Origin of the sequence: Clostridium algoriphilum, assembly GCF_020443705.1 — a bacterium.
Taxonomy (GTDB): domain Bacteria; phylum Bacillota; class Clostridia; order Clostridiales; family Clostridiaceae; genus Clostridium_AD; species Clostridium_AD algoriphilum.
On the sequence record NZ_JAIZZK010000019.1, the window covers coordinates 51,231 to 69,123 of the forward strand.

Annotated in this window: 20 protein-coding genes; 16 read left to right on the forward strand and 4 right to left on the reverse strand. The window is 32.4% G+C overall.

The genetic code is table 11. From position 1 onward, the window contains the following. The first annotated feature begins 130 nt into the window (after positions 1 to 130). The 3 genes from LGK95_RS14045 to LGK95_RS14055 all read left to right on the forward strand — a co-directional run bounded on the left by LGK95_RS14045 (position 131) and on the right by LGK95_RS14055 (position 1,936). Positions 131 to 793: a hypothetical protein gene (locus LGK95_RS14045; protein ID WP_226125409.1), complete on the forward strand. Its 663-nt coding sequence runs from the start codon at positions 131 to 133 to the stop codon at positions 791 to 793. A 62-nt stretch (positions 794 to 855) separates the two neighbouring features. Continuing rightward, positions 856 to 1,530, forward strand: a complete 675-nt coding sequence (locus tag LGK95_RS14050) for a nitrite/sulfite reductase domain-containing protein (protein WP_226125410.1) — start codon at positions 856 to 858, stop codon at positions 1,528 to 1,530. Between the two features lie 190 nt (positions 1,531 to 1,720). Then, positions 1,721 to 1,936, forward strand: a complete 216-nt coding sequence (locus tag LGK95_RS14055; RefSeq protein WP_226125411.1) for a hypothetical protein — start codon at positions 1,721 to 1,723, stop codon at positions 1,934 to 1,936. Between the two features lie 218 nt (positions 1,937 to 2,154). Here the strand turns inward: LGK95_RS14055 and LGK95_RS14060 are convergent, their stop codons facing one another. Then, positions 2,155 to 2,799: an undecaprenyl diphosphate synthase family protein gene (locus LGK95_RS14060; protein ID WP_226125412.1), complete on the reverse strand. Its 645-nt coding sequence runs from the start codon at positions 2,797 to 2,799 to the stop codon at positions 2,155 to 2,157. Positions 2,800 to 3,140: 341 nt separating this feature from the next. Between LGK95_RS14060 and LGK95_RS14065 the strand changes: the two genes are divergently transcribed. After that, positions 3,141 to 3,704, forward strand: coding sequence for a TetR/AcrR family transcriptional regulator (locus LGK95_RS14065; protein WP_226125413.1), 564 nt, complete (start codon positions 3,141 to 3,143; stop codon positions 3,702 to 3,704). A gap of 187 nt (positions 3,705 to 3,891) precedes the next feature. Beyond that, positions 3,892 to 6,441, forward strand: coding sequence for a YhgE/Pip domain-containing protein (locus LGK95_RS14070; protein ID WP_226125414.1), 2,550 nt, complete (start codon positions 3,892 to 3,894; stop codon positions 6,439 to 6,441). A gap of 89 nt (positions 6,442 to 6,530) precedes the next feature. Here the strand turns inward: LGK95_RS14070 and LGK95_RS14075 are convergent, their stop codons facing one another. Continuing rightward, positions 6,531 to 7,427 carry a radical SAM/SPASM domain-containing protein gene (locus LGK95_RS14075; RefSeq protein ID WP_226125415.1) on the reverse strand — a complete coding sequence of 299 codons (897 nt, stop codon included), beginning with the start codon at positions 7,425 to 7,427 and terminating at the stop codon, positions 6,531 to 6,533. Between the two features lie 155 nt (positions 7,428 to 7,582). On the opposite strand from LGK95_RS14075, the gene LGK95_RS14080 reads away from it, so the two are divergent. Further along, positions 7,583 to 7,897 (forward strand): demethoxyubiquinone hydroxylase family protein, encoded by a 315-nt coding sequence (locus LGK95_RS14080; RefSeq protein ID WP_226125416.1) that lies wholly within the window; start codon positions 7,583 to 7,585, stop codon positions 7,895 to 7,897. A gap of 42 nt (positions 7,898 to 7,939) precedes the next feature. Here the strand turns inward: LGK95_RS14080 and LGK95_RS14085 are convergent, their stop codons facing one another. Both LGK95_RS14085 and LGK95_RS14090 read right to left on the reverse strand, forming a co-directional pair. After that, positions 7,940 to 8,587, reverse strand: coding sequence for a tRNA-uridine aminocarboxypropyltransferase (locus LGK95_RS14085; protein WP_226125417.1), 648 nt, complete (start codon positions 8,585 to 8,587; stop codon positions 7,940 to 7,942). Between the two features lie 140 nt (positions 8,588 to 8,727). Next, complete coding sequence (locus LGK95_RS14090) at positions 8,728 to 9,222, reverse strand: TspO/MBR family protein (protein WP_226125418.1); 495 nt, start codon at positions 9,220 to 9,222, stop codon at positions 8,728 to 8,730. 413 nt (positions 9,223 to 9,635) lie between these two features. Here LGK95_RS14090 and LGK95_RS14095 point away from each other — a divergent pair, with 413 nt between their 5' ends. The 10 genes from LGK95_RS14095 (at position 9,636) to fabZ (ending at position 17,889) form a co-directional block, all read left to right on the forward strand. Next, a complete protein-coding gene (locus LGK95_RS14095; protein ID WP_226125419.1) occupies positions 9,636 to 10,709 on the forward strand; it encodes an NAD(P)H-dependent flavin oxidoreductase in 1,074 nt (357 codons plus the stop codon). 146 nt (positions 10,710 to 10,855) lie between these two features. Continuing rightward, positions 10,856 to 11,308 carry a MarR family winged helix-turn-helix transcriptional regulator gene (locus tag LGK95_RS14100; protein WP_226125448.1) on the forward strand — a complete coding sequence of 151 codons (453 nt, stop codon included), beginning with the start codon at positions 10,856 to 10,858 and terminating at the stop codon, positions 11,306 to 11,308. 16 nt (positions 11,309 to 11,324) lie between these two features. Continuing rightward, positions 11,325 to 12,308: a beta-ketoacyl-ACP synthase III gene (locus LGK95_RS14105; protein ID WP_226125420.1), complete on the forward strand. Its 984-nt coding sequence runs from the start codon at positions 11,325 to 11,327 to the stop codon at positions 12,306 to 12,308. Positions 12,309 to 12,327: 19 nt separating this feature from the next. Continuing rightward, positions 12,328 to 12,558 (forward strand): acyl carrier protein, encoded by a 231-nt coding sequence (gene acpP, locus LGK95_RS14110; RefSeq protein WP_226125421.1) that lies wholly within the window; start codon positions 12,328 to 12,330, stop codon positions 12,556 to 12,558. A 176-nt stretch (positions 12,559 to 12,734) separates the two neighbouring features. Then, positions 12,735 to 13,667 carry an enoyl-[acyl-carrier-protein] reductase FabK gene (gene fabK, locus LGK95_RS14115; protein ID WP_226125422.1) on the forward strand — a complete coding sequence of 311 codons (933 nt, stop codon included), beginning with the start codon at positions 12,735 to 12,737 and terminating at the stop codon, positions 13,665 to 13,667. A gap of 74 nt (positions 13,668 to 13,741) precedes the next feature. Further along, the gene (fabD, locus tag LGK95_RS14120) at positions 13,742 to 14,677 is read left to right on the forward strand and encodes an ACP S-malonyltransferase (protein ID WP_226125423.1); all 936 of its coding nucleotides are present in this window, start codon (positions 13,742 to 13,744) and stop codon (positions 14,675 to 14,677) included. Positions 14,678 to 14,745: 68 nt separating this feature from the next. Further along, positions 14,746 to 15,486 carry a 3-oxoacyl-[acyl-carrier-protein] reductase gene (fabG, locus tag LGK95_RS14125; RefSeq protein ID WP_226125424.1) on the forward strand — a complete coding sequence of 247 codons (741 nt, stop codon included), beginning with the start codon at positions 14,746 to 14,748 and terminating at the stop codon, positions 15,484 to 15,486. Positions 15,487 to 15,613: 127 nt separating this feature from the next. Next, positions 15,614 to 16,855 (forward strand): beta-ketoacyl-ACP synthase II, encoded by a 1,242-nt coding sequence (fabF, locus tag LGK95_RS14130; protein ID WP_226125425.1) that lies wholly within the window; start codon positions 15,614 to 15,616, stop codon positions 16,853 to 16,855. A 2-nt stretch (positions 16,856 to 16,857) separates the two neighbouring features. Beyond that, complete coding sequence (gene accB, locus LGK95_RS14135) at positions 16,858 to 17,373, forward strand: acetyl-CoA carboxylase biotin carboxyl carrier protein (RefSeq protein WP_226125426.1); 516 nt, start codon at positions 16,858 to 16,860, stop codon at positions 17,371 to 17,373. Between the two features lie 69 nt (positions 17,374 to 17,442). Next, positions 17,443 to 17,889 carry a 3-hydroxyacyl-ACP dehydratase FabZ gene (gene fabZ, locus LGK95_RS14140; protein ID WP_226125427.1) on the forward strand — a complete coding sequence of 149 codons (447 nt, stop codon included), beginning with the start codon at positions 17,443 to 17,445 and terminating at the stop codon, positions 17,887 to 17,889. The last annotated feature ends 4 nt before the right edge of the window (positions 17,890 to 17,893 follow it).

Genomic DNA, 17,893 nt, shown 5'->3' on the forward strand with positions numbered 1-17,893 from the left:
ACGATAATAACTAACTCATACTTATATTTTATATGGTAACATAGGGTACTGTAAGAATAGGCCCAATATAGTATTATATAAATTATAGATTTATAATTTGAGAGAATAAATAGATATTGGAGGAATAATAATGAGCGCTTTTTTAGCACCTATTCACACATGGTTATTTAGTAAAATTTTATTGGCAGAGAAACTAGAGGCTAATTTGAAAAAAAGTTATATAGACAAATACAAAGATATTGCAAAAGATATTGTCCAGAAATCTTTAGTTTACGGAAACCCAATAGACACCACAAAAGATATAGAAGATGTTATTGATGTATCTAATATACATGGGTGGTTACAGGATAAAATCGGAAAAGTTGAAACTAGAACGGCATTTATCATAACCGAAATGGTTAAAAAATATGGAGAAGAAGCACAAGTTATTGCTAAGGAATGTTTTATCCTTCAAGGCACAATTGTTGGGGAAACTTTAAAAGGAAAAGAGACGGTAGAAAGTCCTGAAGAGGTATATAATGCCATTAATAATTATTTATTAGAGGGTATGCCTTGTGATAGAGTAACAAGACTTACTAAATCAGAGAGTGACATATACGAATGGGAAACTACAAGTTGCATTCATAAAGATTATTGGAAAATGGTAAATGGAGATGTAAATATTTTTTATAATTTAAGACATGTATGGACTAAAGCATTCATTGAAAACTCGAACGATAAATATACTTATAATTTTATTAAAGGATCAGAACATAGTGGTATAATTGGGATAAATCAAATTATAAGTAAGTAAATGTAGTGAGGAACATAATAACTAATAGTTGTTACAATCCCCATGGGATAGGAGGAAATTAGATGGAGCCTAAATATGCTGTACTTCAAAAGGTGAGAAATGGAAAAAGAACTTATGGTGTAACCCCTCATATTCCAGGGGGATTTATAACCTCAAAACAACTTTTGAAAATAGCTGAAGTTTCCGAAAAGTACAAGGGAATATTAAAAATGACTTCTGGACAGAGAATTGCAATTTTAGGACTAGAAGCTGACGATGTTGCAAAAGTGTGGGAAGAATTAGATATGCATCCAGGTGTTAAATCCTTAAACTCTGTGAAAAATATTCATATGTGTCCCGCAGCCTTTTGCAAAAGAGCAAAACAAAATTCTTTAAAGATTGGTATGGTTTTAGACAAACGCTACCATGGTATGCAGATGCCTTGTAGAACAAAAATTGGAGTGGCTGGTTGTAGAAATGCGTGTACTAGTGTTTATGCAAGGGATATAGGGGTAATAGGAGATAAAGAAGGATATATGATAGCTGCAGGTGGGAGTGGAGGATTTACCCCTAGGGTTGCTGATATTATTATAGATAAATTAACAGAGGAGCAGGTATTACTCGTGGTTGATATTTTGATAGAGTATTATAAGGCTGATGGAAACATGGGAGAAAAACTAGGGGATTTTATTTTGCGAATAGGGTTAGATAAATTTAAAAATTATATATTTAATAAGTTTAATAAGTTTAATAAATAAAAATAAAATCTAAGTAAGATAGCGTTAGGAATGCTTTTAGAATTCCTAACGCTATCTTACTTTTGGTTAAATTTGACGCATCAATCTGTACGAGTTTTTTTGAAAATGAATTTAAAGAATTAAATAGAAATGAAAGAGTATATAAGCAATTATATATGGATAGCCTAATGTTTAAAAGGAGGGATAAAGTTTGAAAATTATGAAGGGAAGAGAATTAGGTAATGATGAATATGAAGAATTTAAAGAGAAATTAGATAGGTATGTTAATATCCAAGGTGTAGATAGCAAGCTTGTAAATATACCCACAATAGTTACAGGGGTTAATGATGATGGTACTATAAGGCAAGAAGAAATTCAGCCCTACGCATATGAGGTAGTTGAGCAGGACGAAAGATTTACGGACTAGATTAAACAAAATTACAAAGCATATAACTAGAAGTATAATTTATACTGTTTAGTTATATGCTTTGTAAATGATTAAACAGTATATTTGGGTTCTCATAAAAACTTACTTGATTTTTTATGTAAATTTAGGGACTTATATCTATATGCCTTAGTTAAATTAACTAAGGCACCTTAAAAAAATAGACTATCATAGTGACTAGTTATTTTCTAAAAGATACCTTAACCACCAAGGGTTACATCTTGTTCATTATACCAGTTTAAAGCGCTTGATAAATGTTCGGGTTTAAAATCAGGCCAAAAGTCATCTATAATATAAAAGTCAGAATATATGGATTGTAGCGGTAAAAATCCACTAAGACGCCTTCGTCCACCCCAACGTATAATTAAATCTACTCTAGAAATTTGATTGGTTTTTATACAACTCATTATAGTACTTCTTTTACTACTTTTGTTTTGAGAAAGATTGCTTAGATCCCATTCCCAACCATAGTTTACAAGGAAATTTAGCTTTATACCACCCTTACCAAAGGTTTTTCGCGTGGTATAGGGAAGTAGTTCTTTAGGAAACATAGGTGAGTCACTATTTCCTACTACTAATAATTCAGCATCCTGAGTACTTAGAAGTTTTACTGCATCCACACAAGCTTTAACAAAAGCTTCTCTTTGAAGGGCTGGTCTTTTGGTATTATCGGTAGTAAAGCCGTAATATGTTATTTCTTTTACACCCATCTCCTTACAAAGTTTATACAAAGATAAACCAGGATCTAGTCCGAAGGTGTACCCTTTGTCTTTTGATAAACCATTATCTACAGACCATCTTCTATTCCCATCGGGGATTATTCCGATATGATTTGGTATTCTCATATTATCACCCTTTAATTATGAATTTTTATAACTTATAAATCATAGTATATCCATTAATGCTATATTAATCCATTAAATTATATATTATTATTTGTTTATTCTTAAAAAGTTAATATCATTTTTAATATAGATATATAGTCCATAAAAAGATAAACTTAGGGTAGACATCTATATAGACTACTAAATGTTCCAAAGAAATAGAAATTTAAAAATTGTTAATAATTAATAAAAATGATTTTAACTTATCGTTATATAGTATAATATTATTGAAATATTGATTAATGTAGTTAAAATTATTGTGGCAACGTAACATAAATTTTATGATAAGTCGAGGTGTATTAATGAATAAAACAAAACGAGCTATATTTCAATCGGCTATTAAAATTTTTTCCACTAATGGATATGATGGAGCTACTATGGATGAAATTTCAGCAAGTGCAGGAGTGGCTAAAGGTACGGTCTATTATTACTTTAAAAGCAAAGATGAGGTTTTTAAATACATAATTACCGAAGGAGTAAGATTACTAAGGCAACAAATAGAAAGCATTAATATAGGTGAGGGTAACTATGATTATAAATTAAGAGAACTAAGCAAGGATCAGTTAAAATTGGTATATGAAAATAGAGATTTATTTAAGGTTATAATGAGTCAAGCATGGGGAGGGAAGATAAGACATTTTCAACTCAGGGAATTGCTTAAGGTTTATATGGAAGATATTGAAAATTTTTTAATTAAGGCTATGGATGATGGTACTATAAAAAAATGTGAATCTTCTTTTTTAACATACATATATTTTGGGACATTGGTATCGGTAGCAGTCTATAATGTTATAAATAATGATAGTATGAAATTAGATGAAATTACTGATAACTTCATGGAACACTTATTAAATGGAATAAAATAAAAAACAGCAATATAATTCTACAAAATAGAATATATAGCTGTTTTTTTTTATTTAAAAAAATTATAAAAAATACATTGACTTTATAATTTAAAAATGTAAACTATATATAGACTGACCAGTCAGTATACAAAATATTTTACTTGGATTGTTTTAAAAAATAATTAAATTTAGAGGATGAGGTGATAATATGAATTTTTTAAAAGTAGCTCGAAGAGATATTTCAGGTATAGTTAAAAATAGATTTATACGAGTATCGGTAATCGCAATTATTATAGTTCCACTTTTGTACAGTTTACTTTATCTTGATGCTTTTTGGGATCCATATGCTAGGATTACGGATATGCCTGTAGCGGTGGTAAACCAAGATAATGGAAGCATAAAAGATGGAGAAAAAGTTAATTATGGTCAAGATTTGGTGAATAATCTTAAAAAAAAGAAAGCAGTAGGTTGGAGATTTGTTACAAAAAAACAAGCAGAAGATGGAGTTAAGGGCAAAGATTATTATGCTATGTTCGTAATTCCAGTAAATTTTTCAGAAAATGCTTTAAGCGCTACTAAAGGTAAACCACAACAAGCTAAAATATTATACAGTGCAAATGAAAAGAAAAATTTTTTAGCAGCGCAAATTAATGGAAAAGTCTTAGATCAGATTAAATCAGAGTTAACAAAAAATATGTCAAAGGAATATACAATGGTGGTATTTGACAATTTATATGTAATTAAGGATGGCATGAAAAAAGCCTCCGAAGGGAATAAAAAGCTCACTGACGGGTTGGTTACATCGAAGAATGGTACGAGTCAGTTAAAAGATGGAACAGGAAAACTTAATGGTAGTGTCCCAGAAATGTCAGATGGTGTAGGGAAATTATTAGTTGGTTCTAATACATTAACTAGTAGACTAGGGGAGCTTAAATCTCAAGTGCCCGCAATGGTAAGTGGAGTAGATCAGCTTCATGATGGTGCAGATCAGCTAAATAATGGATTAGTTGAGCTTAACGACCAAGTACCAGCTATGGCTACTGGGGTACAAAAGCTTAATGAGGCATATAAAACTCAAATTGTACCTTCAACTAAAAAGCTTAAAGATGGAGCAGCACAACTTGCTTCAGGACTTGGAGCAGCTAAAGGGGGAGCAACTAAGTTAAATGATGCATCAATTAAGTTAAATGATGGATCAAAACTTCTTACAGATGGTTCTACCCAACTTGTTGCAGGATCTGCACCAATTAAAAAAGGTATGAGTGATCTTACGGAAGGAAGTGCACAAGTTGCTGGAGGAGTAGATGTTTTATTAAATAATAGTAAAAAATCTCAAGTGGCATTGCAGCAAGCGGTAGATACTAAGTTCAGAGCATATTTAAAAGCTAATCCAAAAGCTATGGATGATCCAAATATGCAAGGATTTGTATCTGCATTAGATTCATTAAACAAAACTGCTACAGACGAGAAGAATGTAGCGATGATGAATGAGCTTCAAACTGGTGCTCATACTGTAGCAAAAGGATCAAAACAATTGGAGGACGGATCTTTAGCCTTTATAAATGGTTCGCAAAAATTAGCACAAAGTACTGCCACTTTTGCAAAAGGTGCAGATCAGTATTCAAAAGGAGCTGGAAGTTTTGCAGAACAAACGGGAGCCGCCACGGGGGTAGCAAATCAAATTAGTGGAGGGTTAGATAAGCTATATGTGGCTATGAATGGTGATTTTGGAAATGGACTCTCACAAATTAATGATAAAATTCCTGCTTTAACTGGAGGAGTGCAGAAGTTAGCGACAGGTTCAGAAGCTTTATCAGGAGGACTAGCACAATTTAATCAAAAGATGCCAGCTCTAGCAGATGGGACATCAAAACTAAATGATGGTTCCGCTCAACTTACACAAGGAATTACTACCTTAAATGGAAAATTACCTGAGCTTAAAGAGGGGGTAAATAAGTTATATGATGGTGTTAATAAATTAGATGGTGGTATGATAAAATTAGCAGATGGTTCTAAAGAACTTAGTGACAAGACAACAAAAGGGTATAATGACCTTAATGGTAGCTTGAAAAATGATAGTAAAACTATGGCAGCTTCATTTTCAGAGCCTGTAGTTATAGATCAGAAAGCCATAGATCCTGTTAAAACTTATGGTGAAGGGTTTACACCATATTTCATTCCATTATCATTATGGGTAGGAGCTTTAATGATGTTCTTCGTAATTACGGATAAGGTAGATGATGATATTGCAGCAAGCCCGGCGTCAGTTGTAGCTGGTAAGTTCTTATCATATGGGGTAATAGGATTTATGCAAGCAATACTTGCAAGTGGAGCTGTAATGTTACTAGGGCTTAGACCGGATAATGTACTGTTGTATTTCTTATTTAATATATTCTTATCATATGTATTTATAGCGATTATTCAGTGTATGGTATTCTTACTTGGGCAATTAGGAAGATTAATATCGATTGTTTTATTAATTCTTCAACTTACTTCTTGTGCAGGTACATTCCCAATAGAAATTGTACCTAAATTGTTTAAGGTTTTAAATCCATTTATGCCATTTACTTATGCAGTATCCGGTTTAAGAGAAGTAATATCAGGTGTTGATTATGGGGTATTTACAAAAGATGTAACAGTACTTGCAGCAACATTGTTTGTATTCTTATTCACATCGATATTAATGAAAGGACATGCAGATAAAGCACAAAAATTTATACAAGAGAGAAAAGAACAAGCAACAAATACGATTGCATAATGTGAATAAAAGATAATTATACTACAAAAAACACACGTTAACTTGTAAAAAAGTTGTGTGTTTTTTTATTGAATATACATTAAAAGGGATCAATTAATTATATCTGTAATTTCATTGAATTTTTTTCTGTATCCACACTTTCTACATAATTCTTCAACAGCTTCTCTCCTTGAAAAACCATTGAAAATGTCACTTGCTCTTTGACTTTCAATTATTTCAGAGAAATTGGTTCCATGAATATTGCCTAGGTTAATTATACCGTCTCCATCTAAGCAGCAAGGAACTACAGATCCATCTACTAATATAGCTACTTGGTTTCTAAGTCCATAGCAAAACCCAGGGCTAATGTCCTCAATGGCGTTTAAATCTGGCCACTGAAATTCATAATCTTGATTTAAATACACTTTATCACAAATTTTAATACCTCTACCTGGAATTATTTCCTCTTCAATTTTATATGATAAATTAAAGGCATTCTCAATTTCGAAAAGTAAGTCGCAATTTTTTTTAGTTTTTAGATTTGTAATATTATCTTTATCTAAATTCCATAATCTTAGAGAAAATAGAGTATCAGTTTTATCTATAGATTCCTTAACATATGAAATAATATTATTAATATATTCATACTTATTAGAAGAACATTCATTTCCATCGAAACTGTGCAAGGAAAAATTAATTTGTCTTAGTGAAGGTGCAAGTATTAGTTTGTCCTTAACTTTACTTATAAGAGTTCCATTGGTGGTTATGTTAACCTTAAAACCTTTCTTATAGCTTAAGTTTAAAAATTCATCTAATTTTGGATGTAAAAGTGGTTCACCTTTAACATGGAAATATATATAATCCGTATAAGGTTTTATTTGGTCTAATATTTTGATGAATGTTTCTATGCTCATAAATTCAGGAGCCCTACATGTTTGCGGGCAAAAACTGCAGGAAAGGTTACATACATTTGTAATTTCTATATAAAATTTTTTGAACTTTTTCATTTGAGATACTCCAATCATAACTAAATGTTAAGTAAGTTATACGATAAATATATATATATTGTAGCATAAAAAATTCTGAACTATAAATTATTAAATGAATAAAAATACAGAATGAAGCTAAAAATACATGTAAGCTTGAAAAGGAGGAAGAAAATATGGCGTTATTAGGAAATCCATTCGTTGCTAATGTACCAAGACAAATGTCTAATGAGGAGCTTGCGCAAGCAATTCGTGTCGACATTGCTGGTGAACTTGAAGCAATCATAGGTTATGAAGCTCATGCAATGTCTACGGCCGATGAAAGAGTTAAGAAGGTACTGCAACACATTGCAGATGAAGAAAGAAGGCATGTTGGAGAACTTGAAGAAGTTTTGTATATGCTATCTCCAAAGGACTCACAATTCATTGAAGAGGGTAAACAGAAAATCAAGCAACAGCAATCTCAAAACTTTCAGCAACCAATACAGTAATTTTTACAGTTGATATACTTGCCATCCTTTTGGGTGGTATTTTCATTTTTTGTTAGAAGGCATAATTTTATGACCACTTGAACCTGCTTTATAGCTTTTTAAGAATAAATTGTAAAATTCATCTATTACTTGTGAATTTTCAATCTCTTCGTTTATTTTAAAGACTTCAATTGCTGCCTCTATGGTGCATAAGTTACCAGAGCTTGCACCTCTTCTTAAGTCATAATTTGACTTAAAATTTGGATTCAATGAGATAATTGGTACCTTTTTTAAATATGAACTTCTTCTAATTATTTTTCGAGCTTCCTTCCATGTACCGTCTAATATTATAAATGCAGGGATTTTGCCTTTGTTTTTGTATTCAACTTTTCGGGACTGTGTTTCGATGTCTTCTATAGGAAAAAGTAAAAACACATCATATATGTCATTGTTTAAATTAGAAATTAACTTTTTAGGTATCTTCGTTCTTTCCCAAAGAAATATTTCTGTTGAACTTGGATTTGCGAGTGCTAATATTCTGGCGGTATTAGATGGTCTGTAAAATTCTTTTTCAGGAGAGAGAATCCAAATTTTCGCCTTGGTTTTAATATTAGGTGCTCCTTCACAAATACAATTGAGGGAAGGTAACCCACACTTATTACAACTATTATATAAACTAGTTATTTGTTTTACTATGTAATTTGAGTTCATATTTCCTCCTAAATAATTTAATGACCTGGATTATTAATAAAAGAATCCTGTAGAGCACGTAGTAACTTCTTTGTTAAAAAGCAAACACTAAAACTACAGGTTCTTTAAAATGCGGATGAATATTTACTCAAAAAAGATTTTTAATTGAGCATCCATATAGTATAATTTAAAACGCCGGCAAAGGATACCCAAGCGATATACGGAATCATAAGATAAGATGCAATTTTATCCACCTTATAAAACTCAAATGTAGTTCTAAGAATAAATATTAATAATAAAAGTAACTCTAAAAAAGCTATTGCATATAGTCTAAATCTAAAGAATATAATGGACCAAAGAAAGTTTGCAAATAACTGAATACTGTATAAAAGCAATGCTTTTTTTACATCCTTCCCAGACTTCCCAGCCATCCAAACTCTATAGGAAGCTAGAGCCATTATAAAAAATAGTATTGTCCATACTATAGGGAAAACCCAACCAGGTGGTGAAAAAAATGGTTTGTTAAAATTTTTATAGGTGTTTGATGCGCTCATACTTAGCAAAGCACTTAAATACCCTACGCCTTCTGCAAGTATTATACTAATAATAAGAGAAGTAAAGCTCTTTTTACCATTTACTTTAAAGATATTAACCATATTATTTCATCCTTTCTATTATTATTTCTAAAATTTCTATAGAATATATAATTATATATTACTAATATATTTATTTAAGAGTTATTTTATACCTAATATAAAATATATTAATTAATGAAGCTTTCTATTTTTAAATTACAAAAAAGTACACAAAAGTGCTAATTAACAATAATTTCATTATAATACAAATGTTTATAACGACAAACAAACGTTTATAATGACAAACAAATATTTGGTTTATAAAAAAATTATCAAAATTAGTAAATGCTAAAACTGTATATGATTGTATATAAGTATTATGGAAAAATGAACCAAAATAGCTACAAGTTACTTTTGTCTTGACATAGAATATAAAAATATATATACTTTGACTATCAAACTAGTTGAAATTAAAGCAAAGGGAGAGGATAATTATGAAGTTACCTCCTTTAAAAATTGGAGAATTAATAGCAAGTATTCCTATAATTCAAGGCGGTATGGGGGTAGGGGTATCTCTTTCATCTCTTGCATCAGCTGTTGCAAATGAAGGTGGGATTGGGATAATATCTACTGCTCAAATTGGATATAATGAAGAAGACTTTGGAACCAATGCAAAGGAAGCAAACAAAAGAGCATTAAGAAATCAGATTAGAAGAGCTAAAGAATTAAGCCCTAAGGGTATTATTGGGATAAATATTATGGTAGCTATGAATAATTATGAGGAACTAACAACGGTTGCTTTAGAGGAAGGCATAGATTTAATAATATCAGGGGCAGGACTTGCACTTAATTTACCCAAAATAGCTAAAGGATTTAAATCAAAGCTTGCACCTATAGTATCATCAGCAAAAGCAGCTACAGTTATATCAAAAATGTGGGACAGAAAAAACAATTGTGCAGCAGATTTAGTAGTTGTTGAAGGCCCAGAAGCTGGGGGACATCTTGGTTACTCTTTGGAATCGTTACTTGAGAAGACAACACAAGACCTGAAGCAAATAGTTAAAGAAGTTATAGAAGCAATTAAGCCTTTCGAAGAGAAGTATAATAAGAAAATACCTGTAGTAGCTGCTGGTGGAGTTTATACTGGAACCGATATTGCAGAACTCATGAAAATCGGTGCAGCAGGGGTTCAAATGGCAACTAGATTTGTTGCTACTAATGAATGTGATGCTAGCTTAGCTTTTAAAATGGCATATATTAACTCAAAAAAAGAAGATATAAAGATAGTAAAAAGTCCTGTAGGTATGCCTGGAAGAGCTATTAACAATAGTTTTATGAAAGTTGTAGAGGAAAAGGGCTGCAAAGTGAGTAAGTGCTATTTATGTATTAAGGATTGTAATCCTAAAACTACACCTTATTGTATTACAGAAGCACTTATACAAGCAGTGAAAGGGAATTTAGATAAAGGACTTATTTTTGTGGGAAGTAATGCTTACAAAGTAAATAAAATTGTTTCAGTTAAAGAACTTATGAGGGAACTGGTTGAAGAGGCTGAACGCGTTTTTTAACTTTGATATGCAAACATTTGAATACTAAATTTTCATATTTATGGTAAAAATATTGACAAATTACCATTCCATAGATATACTTTGATTATCAAAGTATATGAATAATAGAGTATATGAAAAGTAAAGTATGGGAAATGGTGATAAATATGAGGAAATCTGTTGGGGTTGTTAATGAACTTTTAGTAGAGACCTTTAGTGATATATCACAGATAGAACAGAAGGCACTTAAAGAAGGAATACTTAAAGATATATCTATAACCGAAATACATACTATTGATGCAATAGGTATGTATGAGTACAGAACTATGTCACAGGTGGCTCAAGATCTTAGAATTACTGTAGGTACTCTTACAACTGCTATTAATAAACTCTTGAAAAAAGGGTATGTTGATAGAAAAAGAGGGGAAGAAGATAGAAGATCAGTAATGATTGCGCTTACTAGAAAAGGAAAACTTGCATATAGGATACATGATACATTCCATTCTCATATGGTGCACGCAACTATAGATGGTCTAAATGAGGAAGAAGAAGAAATATTAATAAAATCTCTAGAAAAATTAAATGGCTTCTTTAAAGACAAATACAGATTAGAAAGTTAATGGGGGGAAATAAGTAATGAACGAGGTACAAATAATTGGTACAGGAAGTTATGCTCCGTTAAACATAATGACTAATCATCAGTTATCAGAACTTGTGGATACTTCTGATGAATGGATAGTTTCTATGACAGGTATCAAGGAAAGACATATATCACAAGGTGAAAACACTTCAGACTTAGCTACAAAAGCTGCCTTAGAGGCATTAAAGGATGCAAATGTTAAAGCCGAAGACATAGACTTAATAATTGTTGCAAGTACTTCGCCAGATCAATTTGTACCAGCTACTGCATGTTTAGTTCAAGGAAATATCGGAGCAGTTAATGCTATGGCTTTTGATGTATCAGCGGCATGTACAGGGTTTATATTTGCCCTTAATATAGCAATACAGTTTCTTAAAACTGGAGAACGAACAAGAGCTTTAATAATAGGTGCTGAAGTACTATCAAAAATTGTTGATTGGACAGATCGGAATACTTGCATACTCTTTGGAGATGGTGCAGGGGCAGCAATACTTGAGGCGGGTACTAAAAAAGGTATAATTTCTATAAATTCAGCTTCACAAGGTCAGAAGGCTCGATTTCTAACTTGCCCTACTGTAGATGTGAAAAACACATTCGCAAAAGGAAATAAGGACTTTAAATCTACAATAAGTATGGATGGCAAAGAAATATTTAAGTTTGCAGTAAAAATTATTGCAAGTAGCATAAATAGGATACTAAAAGAAAATAATTATACGCTTGACGATATTAAGTATGTAGTATGTCATCAAGCAAACGCTAGAATAATAGATTTAGTTGTTAGGAGATTAAAGGCTGATAAAAACAAGTTTTTCGTTAATTTAGAGAGATATGGAAATACATCGGCAGCGAGTATAGCCATAGCTATGGACGAAATGAATAAAAAGAAGTTATTAAAAGCTGGAGATAAAATTATACTTGTTGGCTTTGGCGGTGGATTAACCTACGGAGCTTCATTAATAGAATGGACAATTAATAAATAAATTTTAGGAGGAATTAATAATGGTATTTGAAAAAGTTAAAAGTGTAATAGTTGAACAATTAGGAATAGATGAGGCAGAGGTTAAAATGGAGGCAAAATTTGCAGATGATTTAGGTGTAGATTCCCTTGAAATATTTGAAATAGTAATGTCGCTCGAAGAAGCATTTGAAATTGAAATACCAAATGAGGATATAGAAAACATTAAAGATGTTAAGGGAATTGTTAAATATATAGAAGAAAAACTGAAATAATAAAAATTATAAAGTTAGATGATTAAAGAGCTGAACTACTAAGTATAAAAATTTAGTTTCATTCAGTAAGTTGAAAAAGTATATATTACATATTGAGATGTTGTAGTAATATATACTTTTTTTCTGTAATTATCTGACTTTAGCTATATGCTTTTAAGGAATCAAGGAGGGGTAAAATGTTTAATTCCGTATTTTTTGAAGATTTAGGTGTGAAATATCCAATAATTCAAGGTGGGATGGCTTGGGTTGCAGACAGTAGCCTAGCATCTGCAGTATCTAATGCAGGGGGACTAGGAATTATAGCTGCGGCCAATGCACCAACTGATTATATAAGAGATGAAATTAGAAAAGCAAAGAAATTAACAGACAAACCTTTTGGCGTTAACATAATGCTTTTGAGTGATAATGCAGAAGAAATTGCACATCTTGTATGTGAAGAAGGTATTAAAGTTGTTACTACAGGGGCTGGAAACCCAGGTAAATACATGGAACTTTGGAAGTCACACGGAATTAAAGTGATACCAGTTGTGGCCTCTGTTGCCTTGGCTAAGCGTATGGAAAGAGCAGGAGCGGATGCCGTTGTTGCAGAAGGTTGCGAATCTGGTGGACATATTGGGGAACTTACAACCATGGCACTCGTTCCTCAAGTCGTTGATGGTGTTAATATACCAGTAATCGCGGCAGGTGGTATTGGAGATGGACGTGGCGTCGCAGCAGCATTTATGCTTGGTGTGCAGGGAGTTCAGGTAGGAACAAGGTTTTTAGTAGCCAATGAATGTACAATACATGAAAATTATAAAAAGAAGATATTGGCTGCAAAAGATATAGATTCAGTAGTTACAGGAAGACCAACAGGTCACCCTGTTAGGGTTTTAAAAAACAAGTTAGCAAGACAATTTCAAAAGCTTGAAAAAGAACATGCAACTATAGAGGATTTAGAGGAACTTGGAAGAGGATGCCTACAAAAAGCCGTAAAAGAAGGCGACATAGTAATGGGATCTATTTTGGCAGGACAAATAGCAGGTCTTGTTAAAAAAGAACAAAGTTGTAAGGAAATTATAGAAGAAATGTTTAATCAGGCAGAAGAAGCTATTATAAAATTTAAATAAAATTAATATTATTACTTAATATATGTAATTATTTGATATTGAAATGCTAAGGTGATGAATTAAGGAGAGAAATTATGAGTAAAATTGCTTTTATTTTTCCTGGACAAGGAGCTCAATACATTGGTATGGGCAAGGAATTATTTGATAATATAGAAGAATGCAAAGACATATTTAACATAGCAGATAAAGAGCTTAATTTTGAATTAAGTAAACTTTGTTTTGAAGGAACAGATGAGGAGTTAAATATTACAGAAAACACTCAACCAGCCATTTTAACTACTAGTATAGCAGCTCTTATGGCATTAAAACAGCGAGGTATAAAATGTGATGTAACTGCAGGACTTAGTCTTGGAGAATACTCAGCTCTTGTTTGTAGCGGAGTTATGGACTTTAAAGATGCTGTAAAGCTTGTTAAAAAACGTGGGAAATTCATGCAGGAAGCAGTTCCTGTAGGGATAGGAACCATGGCAGCAATTCTAGGACTTGATGCAAATTTAGTTGAAGAAGCTTGCACTGAGGCTAGAGTTTCTGGGATAGTTGAAATTGCTAATTTAAACTGTCCAGGACAAGTAGTAATTGCCGGGGAAATAGCGGCGGTAGAACTTGCTTGTGAAAAAGCAAAGGAAAAGGGTGCAAAACGAGCTATGCTCTTATCTGTAAGTGCACCTTTTCACTCATCTATGTTAAAACCAGCAGCTGCTAAGTTAGAAACAGAACTTAAAAACATAGTCCTTAAAGATATCACTATTCCAGTAATGACAAATGTGAATGGTGATTATATAAAGAACAAAGATGATGTAAAAGGTAACTTAGTACTTCAGGTTATGAGTTCTGTTCTATGGGAAATAATTATAAGAAATATGATAAAAGATGGTGTGGATACTTTCGTAGAGATAGGACCAGGTAGGGTGCTTTGTGGATTTGTTAAAAAAATAGATAGAAAACTTACGGTCCTTAATATAGAAGATATGGCATCTTTAAATAAAGCAGTAGAAATACTTAGACAATAATATTTGTTAAGCATTTAGATTCTTAATAAATAGAGATATATTAGAAATGCAAAGGAGAGCACAAATTTATGTTAAAAGGGAAAACAGCAGTAGTAACAGGAGCTAGTCGTGGTATAGGACGCGCAATAGCTATAAAGCTAGCAAAACTTGGAGCAAATGTAGTTGTTAACTATAGAAAAAACGAAGATGCAGTGTTGGATGTAGTTAAAGAAATAGGAGCTTTAGGAGTTAAGGTATTAGCGGTTAAAGCTGATATAAGTAGTTATAGTGATGTAGAAAATATGATGAAAAAATGTATGGATGAATTTGGGGCTATAGATATTCTAGTTAATAATGCTGGAATAACAAAAGATGGTCTTTTAATGAGAATGAAGGAAGAGGACTTTGATAGTGTTATAGATATTAATCTTAAGGGTGCTTTTAATTGTACAAAGCATGTATCAGCAATAATGCTTAAGCAAAGAAGTGGAAGAGTAATAAATATATCTTCAGTTACTGGACTTACAGGTAATGCAGGTCAAGTTAATTATTCTTCTGCGAAGGCCGGTATAATAGGCATGACAAAATCTGTGGCTAGAGAATTTGCAAGCCGCGGAGTTACATGTAATGCAGTGGCACCAGGGTATATTCAAACAGATATGACTGATGCTTTGCCCGAGAAGGTAAAAGAGGCTATAATGAGTACTATTCCTCTAAAGAGACTTGGAACCCCTGAAGATGTGGCAAATGTAGTAGCATTTTTAGCATCCAATGAAGCATCATACATAACAGGTCAAGTTATAAATATAGATGGTGGAATGGTAATGTAGTTTTAAGACAATTAATAAAGTCCCATTAGGGATATGAAAATAAAATAATATACTTATCATAATATTTATTTTATATGGTTTAGGTGAGGTAGCACCTTTAGGTGATAATTAAAGGAGGAGATACTTTATGAAAAATAGAGTTGTTATTACAGGTATGGGAGCAGTTACTCCTATAGGAAATGATGTAAATAGTTTTTGGAACAATATAAAAGAAGGCACTTGCGGCATAGATGTAATTAAGTCTTTTGATATTACGAACTTCAAATGTAAGCTAGCTGCAGAGGTTAAGGATTTTGATGTAACGGTAGCACTAGACAAAAGAGAAGCTAGGAAAATGGATAAATATTGTCAGTATGCAATGGTTGCAGCGGATGAGGCGGTTAAGAATTCTGGGTTAGACTTAGAAGTCGAAGATAAAGAAAAAATAGCTGTAATAGTTGGTTCAGGTATTGGTGGAATTGGTACTATTGAAAGAGAACATACAAAACTTATTGAAAAGGGACCGAGTAGAGTTACGCCTTACTTAATACCTATGATAATAGGTAACATGGCAGCTGGAAACATTGCAATAAAGTATGGCGCTAAAGGTATGTGCTCAAGTGTTGTTACGGCTTGCGCTACAGGAACAAATGCAATAGGAGATGCTTTTCATCTAATTCAAGATGCAAGAGCAGACATAATAATAGCAGGAGGTGCAGAAGCGTCGGTAAGTCCACTTGCTTTGGCAGGATTTGCTTCCTTAACTGCATTAAGCAAAAGTGAAGATCCTTTAAGAGCATCAATTCCTTTTGATAAAGAGAGAGATGGTTTTATTATGGGAGACGGTGCAGGAATAGTTATACTCGAATCTTTAGAGCATGCACAAAAAAGGAATGCTAATATATATGCAGAGGTAAAGGGTTATGGAGCAACTTGTGATGCTTATCATATAACATCACCAGCACCGAATGGTGAAGGTGCAGCAAGATCAATGGTAATGGCTCTTAAAGATGGAGATATAAAGGCAGAAGATATATCATATATTAATGCACACGGAACAAGTACTCCATATAATGATAAATTTGAAACTGTAGCTATAAAAGCTGCTTTTGGAGATTACGCATATAAAGTACCCGTAAGTTCAACAAAGTCCATGACAGGACATTTGCTTGGAGCATCAGGAGCTATAGAAGCTATAGTATGTGCAAAAGCACTAGAGGAAGGTTTTATACCAGCAACTATAGGATATAAAGTACCAGATGAAGATTGTGATTTAGATTACGTTCCAAACATAGGTAGAAAAGAGCAACTCAAATATACAATGTCAAATTCCTTGGGATTTGGTGGTCACAATGCTACTATTATATTACAAAAATGGGATGGTAGATAATTATGGATTATAAAAATATACAAGAGTTAATAAAAGCTGTTAGTGATTCTGAGGTTACTTGTTTTGAAATCGAAACAGAAGGCATGAGAATAAAGATGGAAAAGAAAGAGCAACAGGTAGTAGAAAGAATGCCTGTAAATGGTACATCTGTAGACCAAGTTACTCAGAATGCAATAAGTAGAGATAATATATCTACAAATGAAGTGTATGTAGAAAAACTACAGAATGATATAGCTAAAACAATACAAAATGCTGCAAAGACAATACCTGAAGAAAATTCATATATAGTTAAATCACCCATTGTTGGAACTATGTATTCAGCACCTGGTGTGGATTCAAAGAACTTCGTGAAAGTCGGTTCTAAGGTTAAAAAGGGTGATACACTTTGTATTTTAGAAGCTATGAAACTTATGAATGAAATTGAAAGCGAAGTAGATGGAGAAATCATGGAAGTATTAGTTGCTAATGAAGATATGGTAGAGTACGGACAGCCATTATTTAAGATAAATGAAAACTAGTGGTTAGTAAGTAGCTTAAAACTATCATCTATCTACTGGTTTAATTACGCATAAGATGGAGGTATCAATATGGAAGATATAAAAGGTACAACTTTAGATATAAAACAAATTCAAGAAATTATTCCTCATAGGTATCCATTTTTATTTGTGGATAAAGTAGAGGAATTAGATCCAGGTAAAAGAGCCGTTGGGTATAAGAATATTACTATGAATGAGTATTTTTTTCAAGGACATTTCCCTACAGAGCCTATACTTCCAGGAGTGATTATTATTGAGGCTCTTGCACAAGTTGGAGCAGTAGCACTTTTAAGTATGGAAGAATATAAGGGGAAAATTGCTTACTTTGGTGGTATTAACAAAGCAAAATTCAAGAAAAAAGTTGTTCCGGGAGATGTACTTAAGCTCGAGGTAGAAATAATTAAGATGAAGGGACCTGTTGGAATAGGGTTAGGAGTAGCTACAGTAAATGGAGTAAAGGCTGCGCAAGCTGAAATTACGTTTGCAGTAGGTATTTAGATCC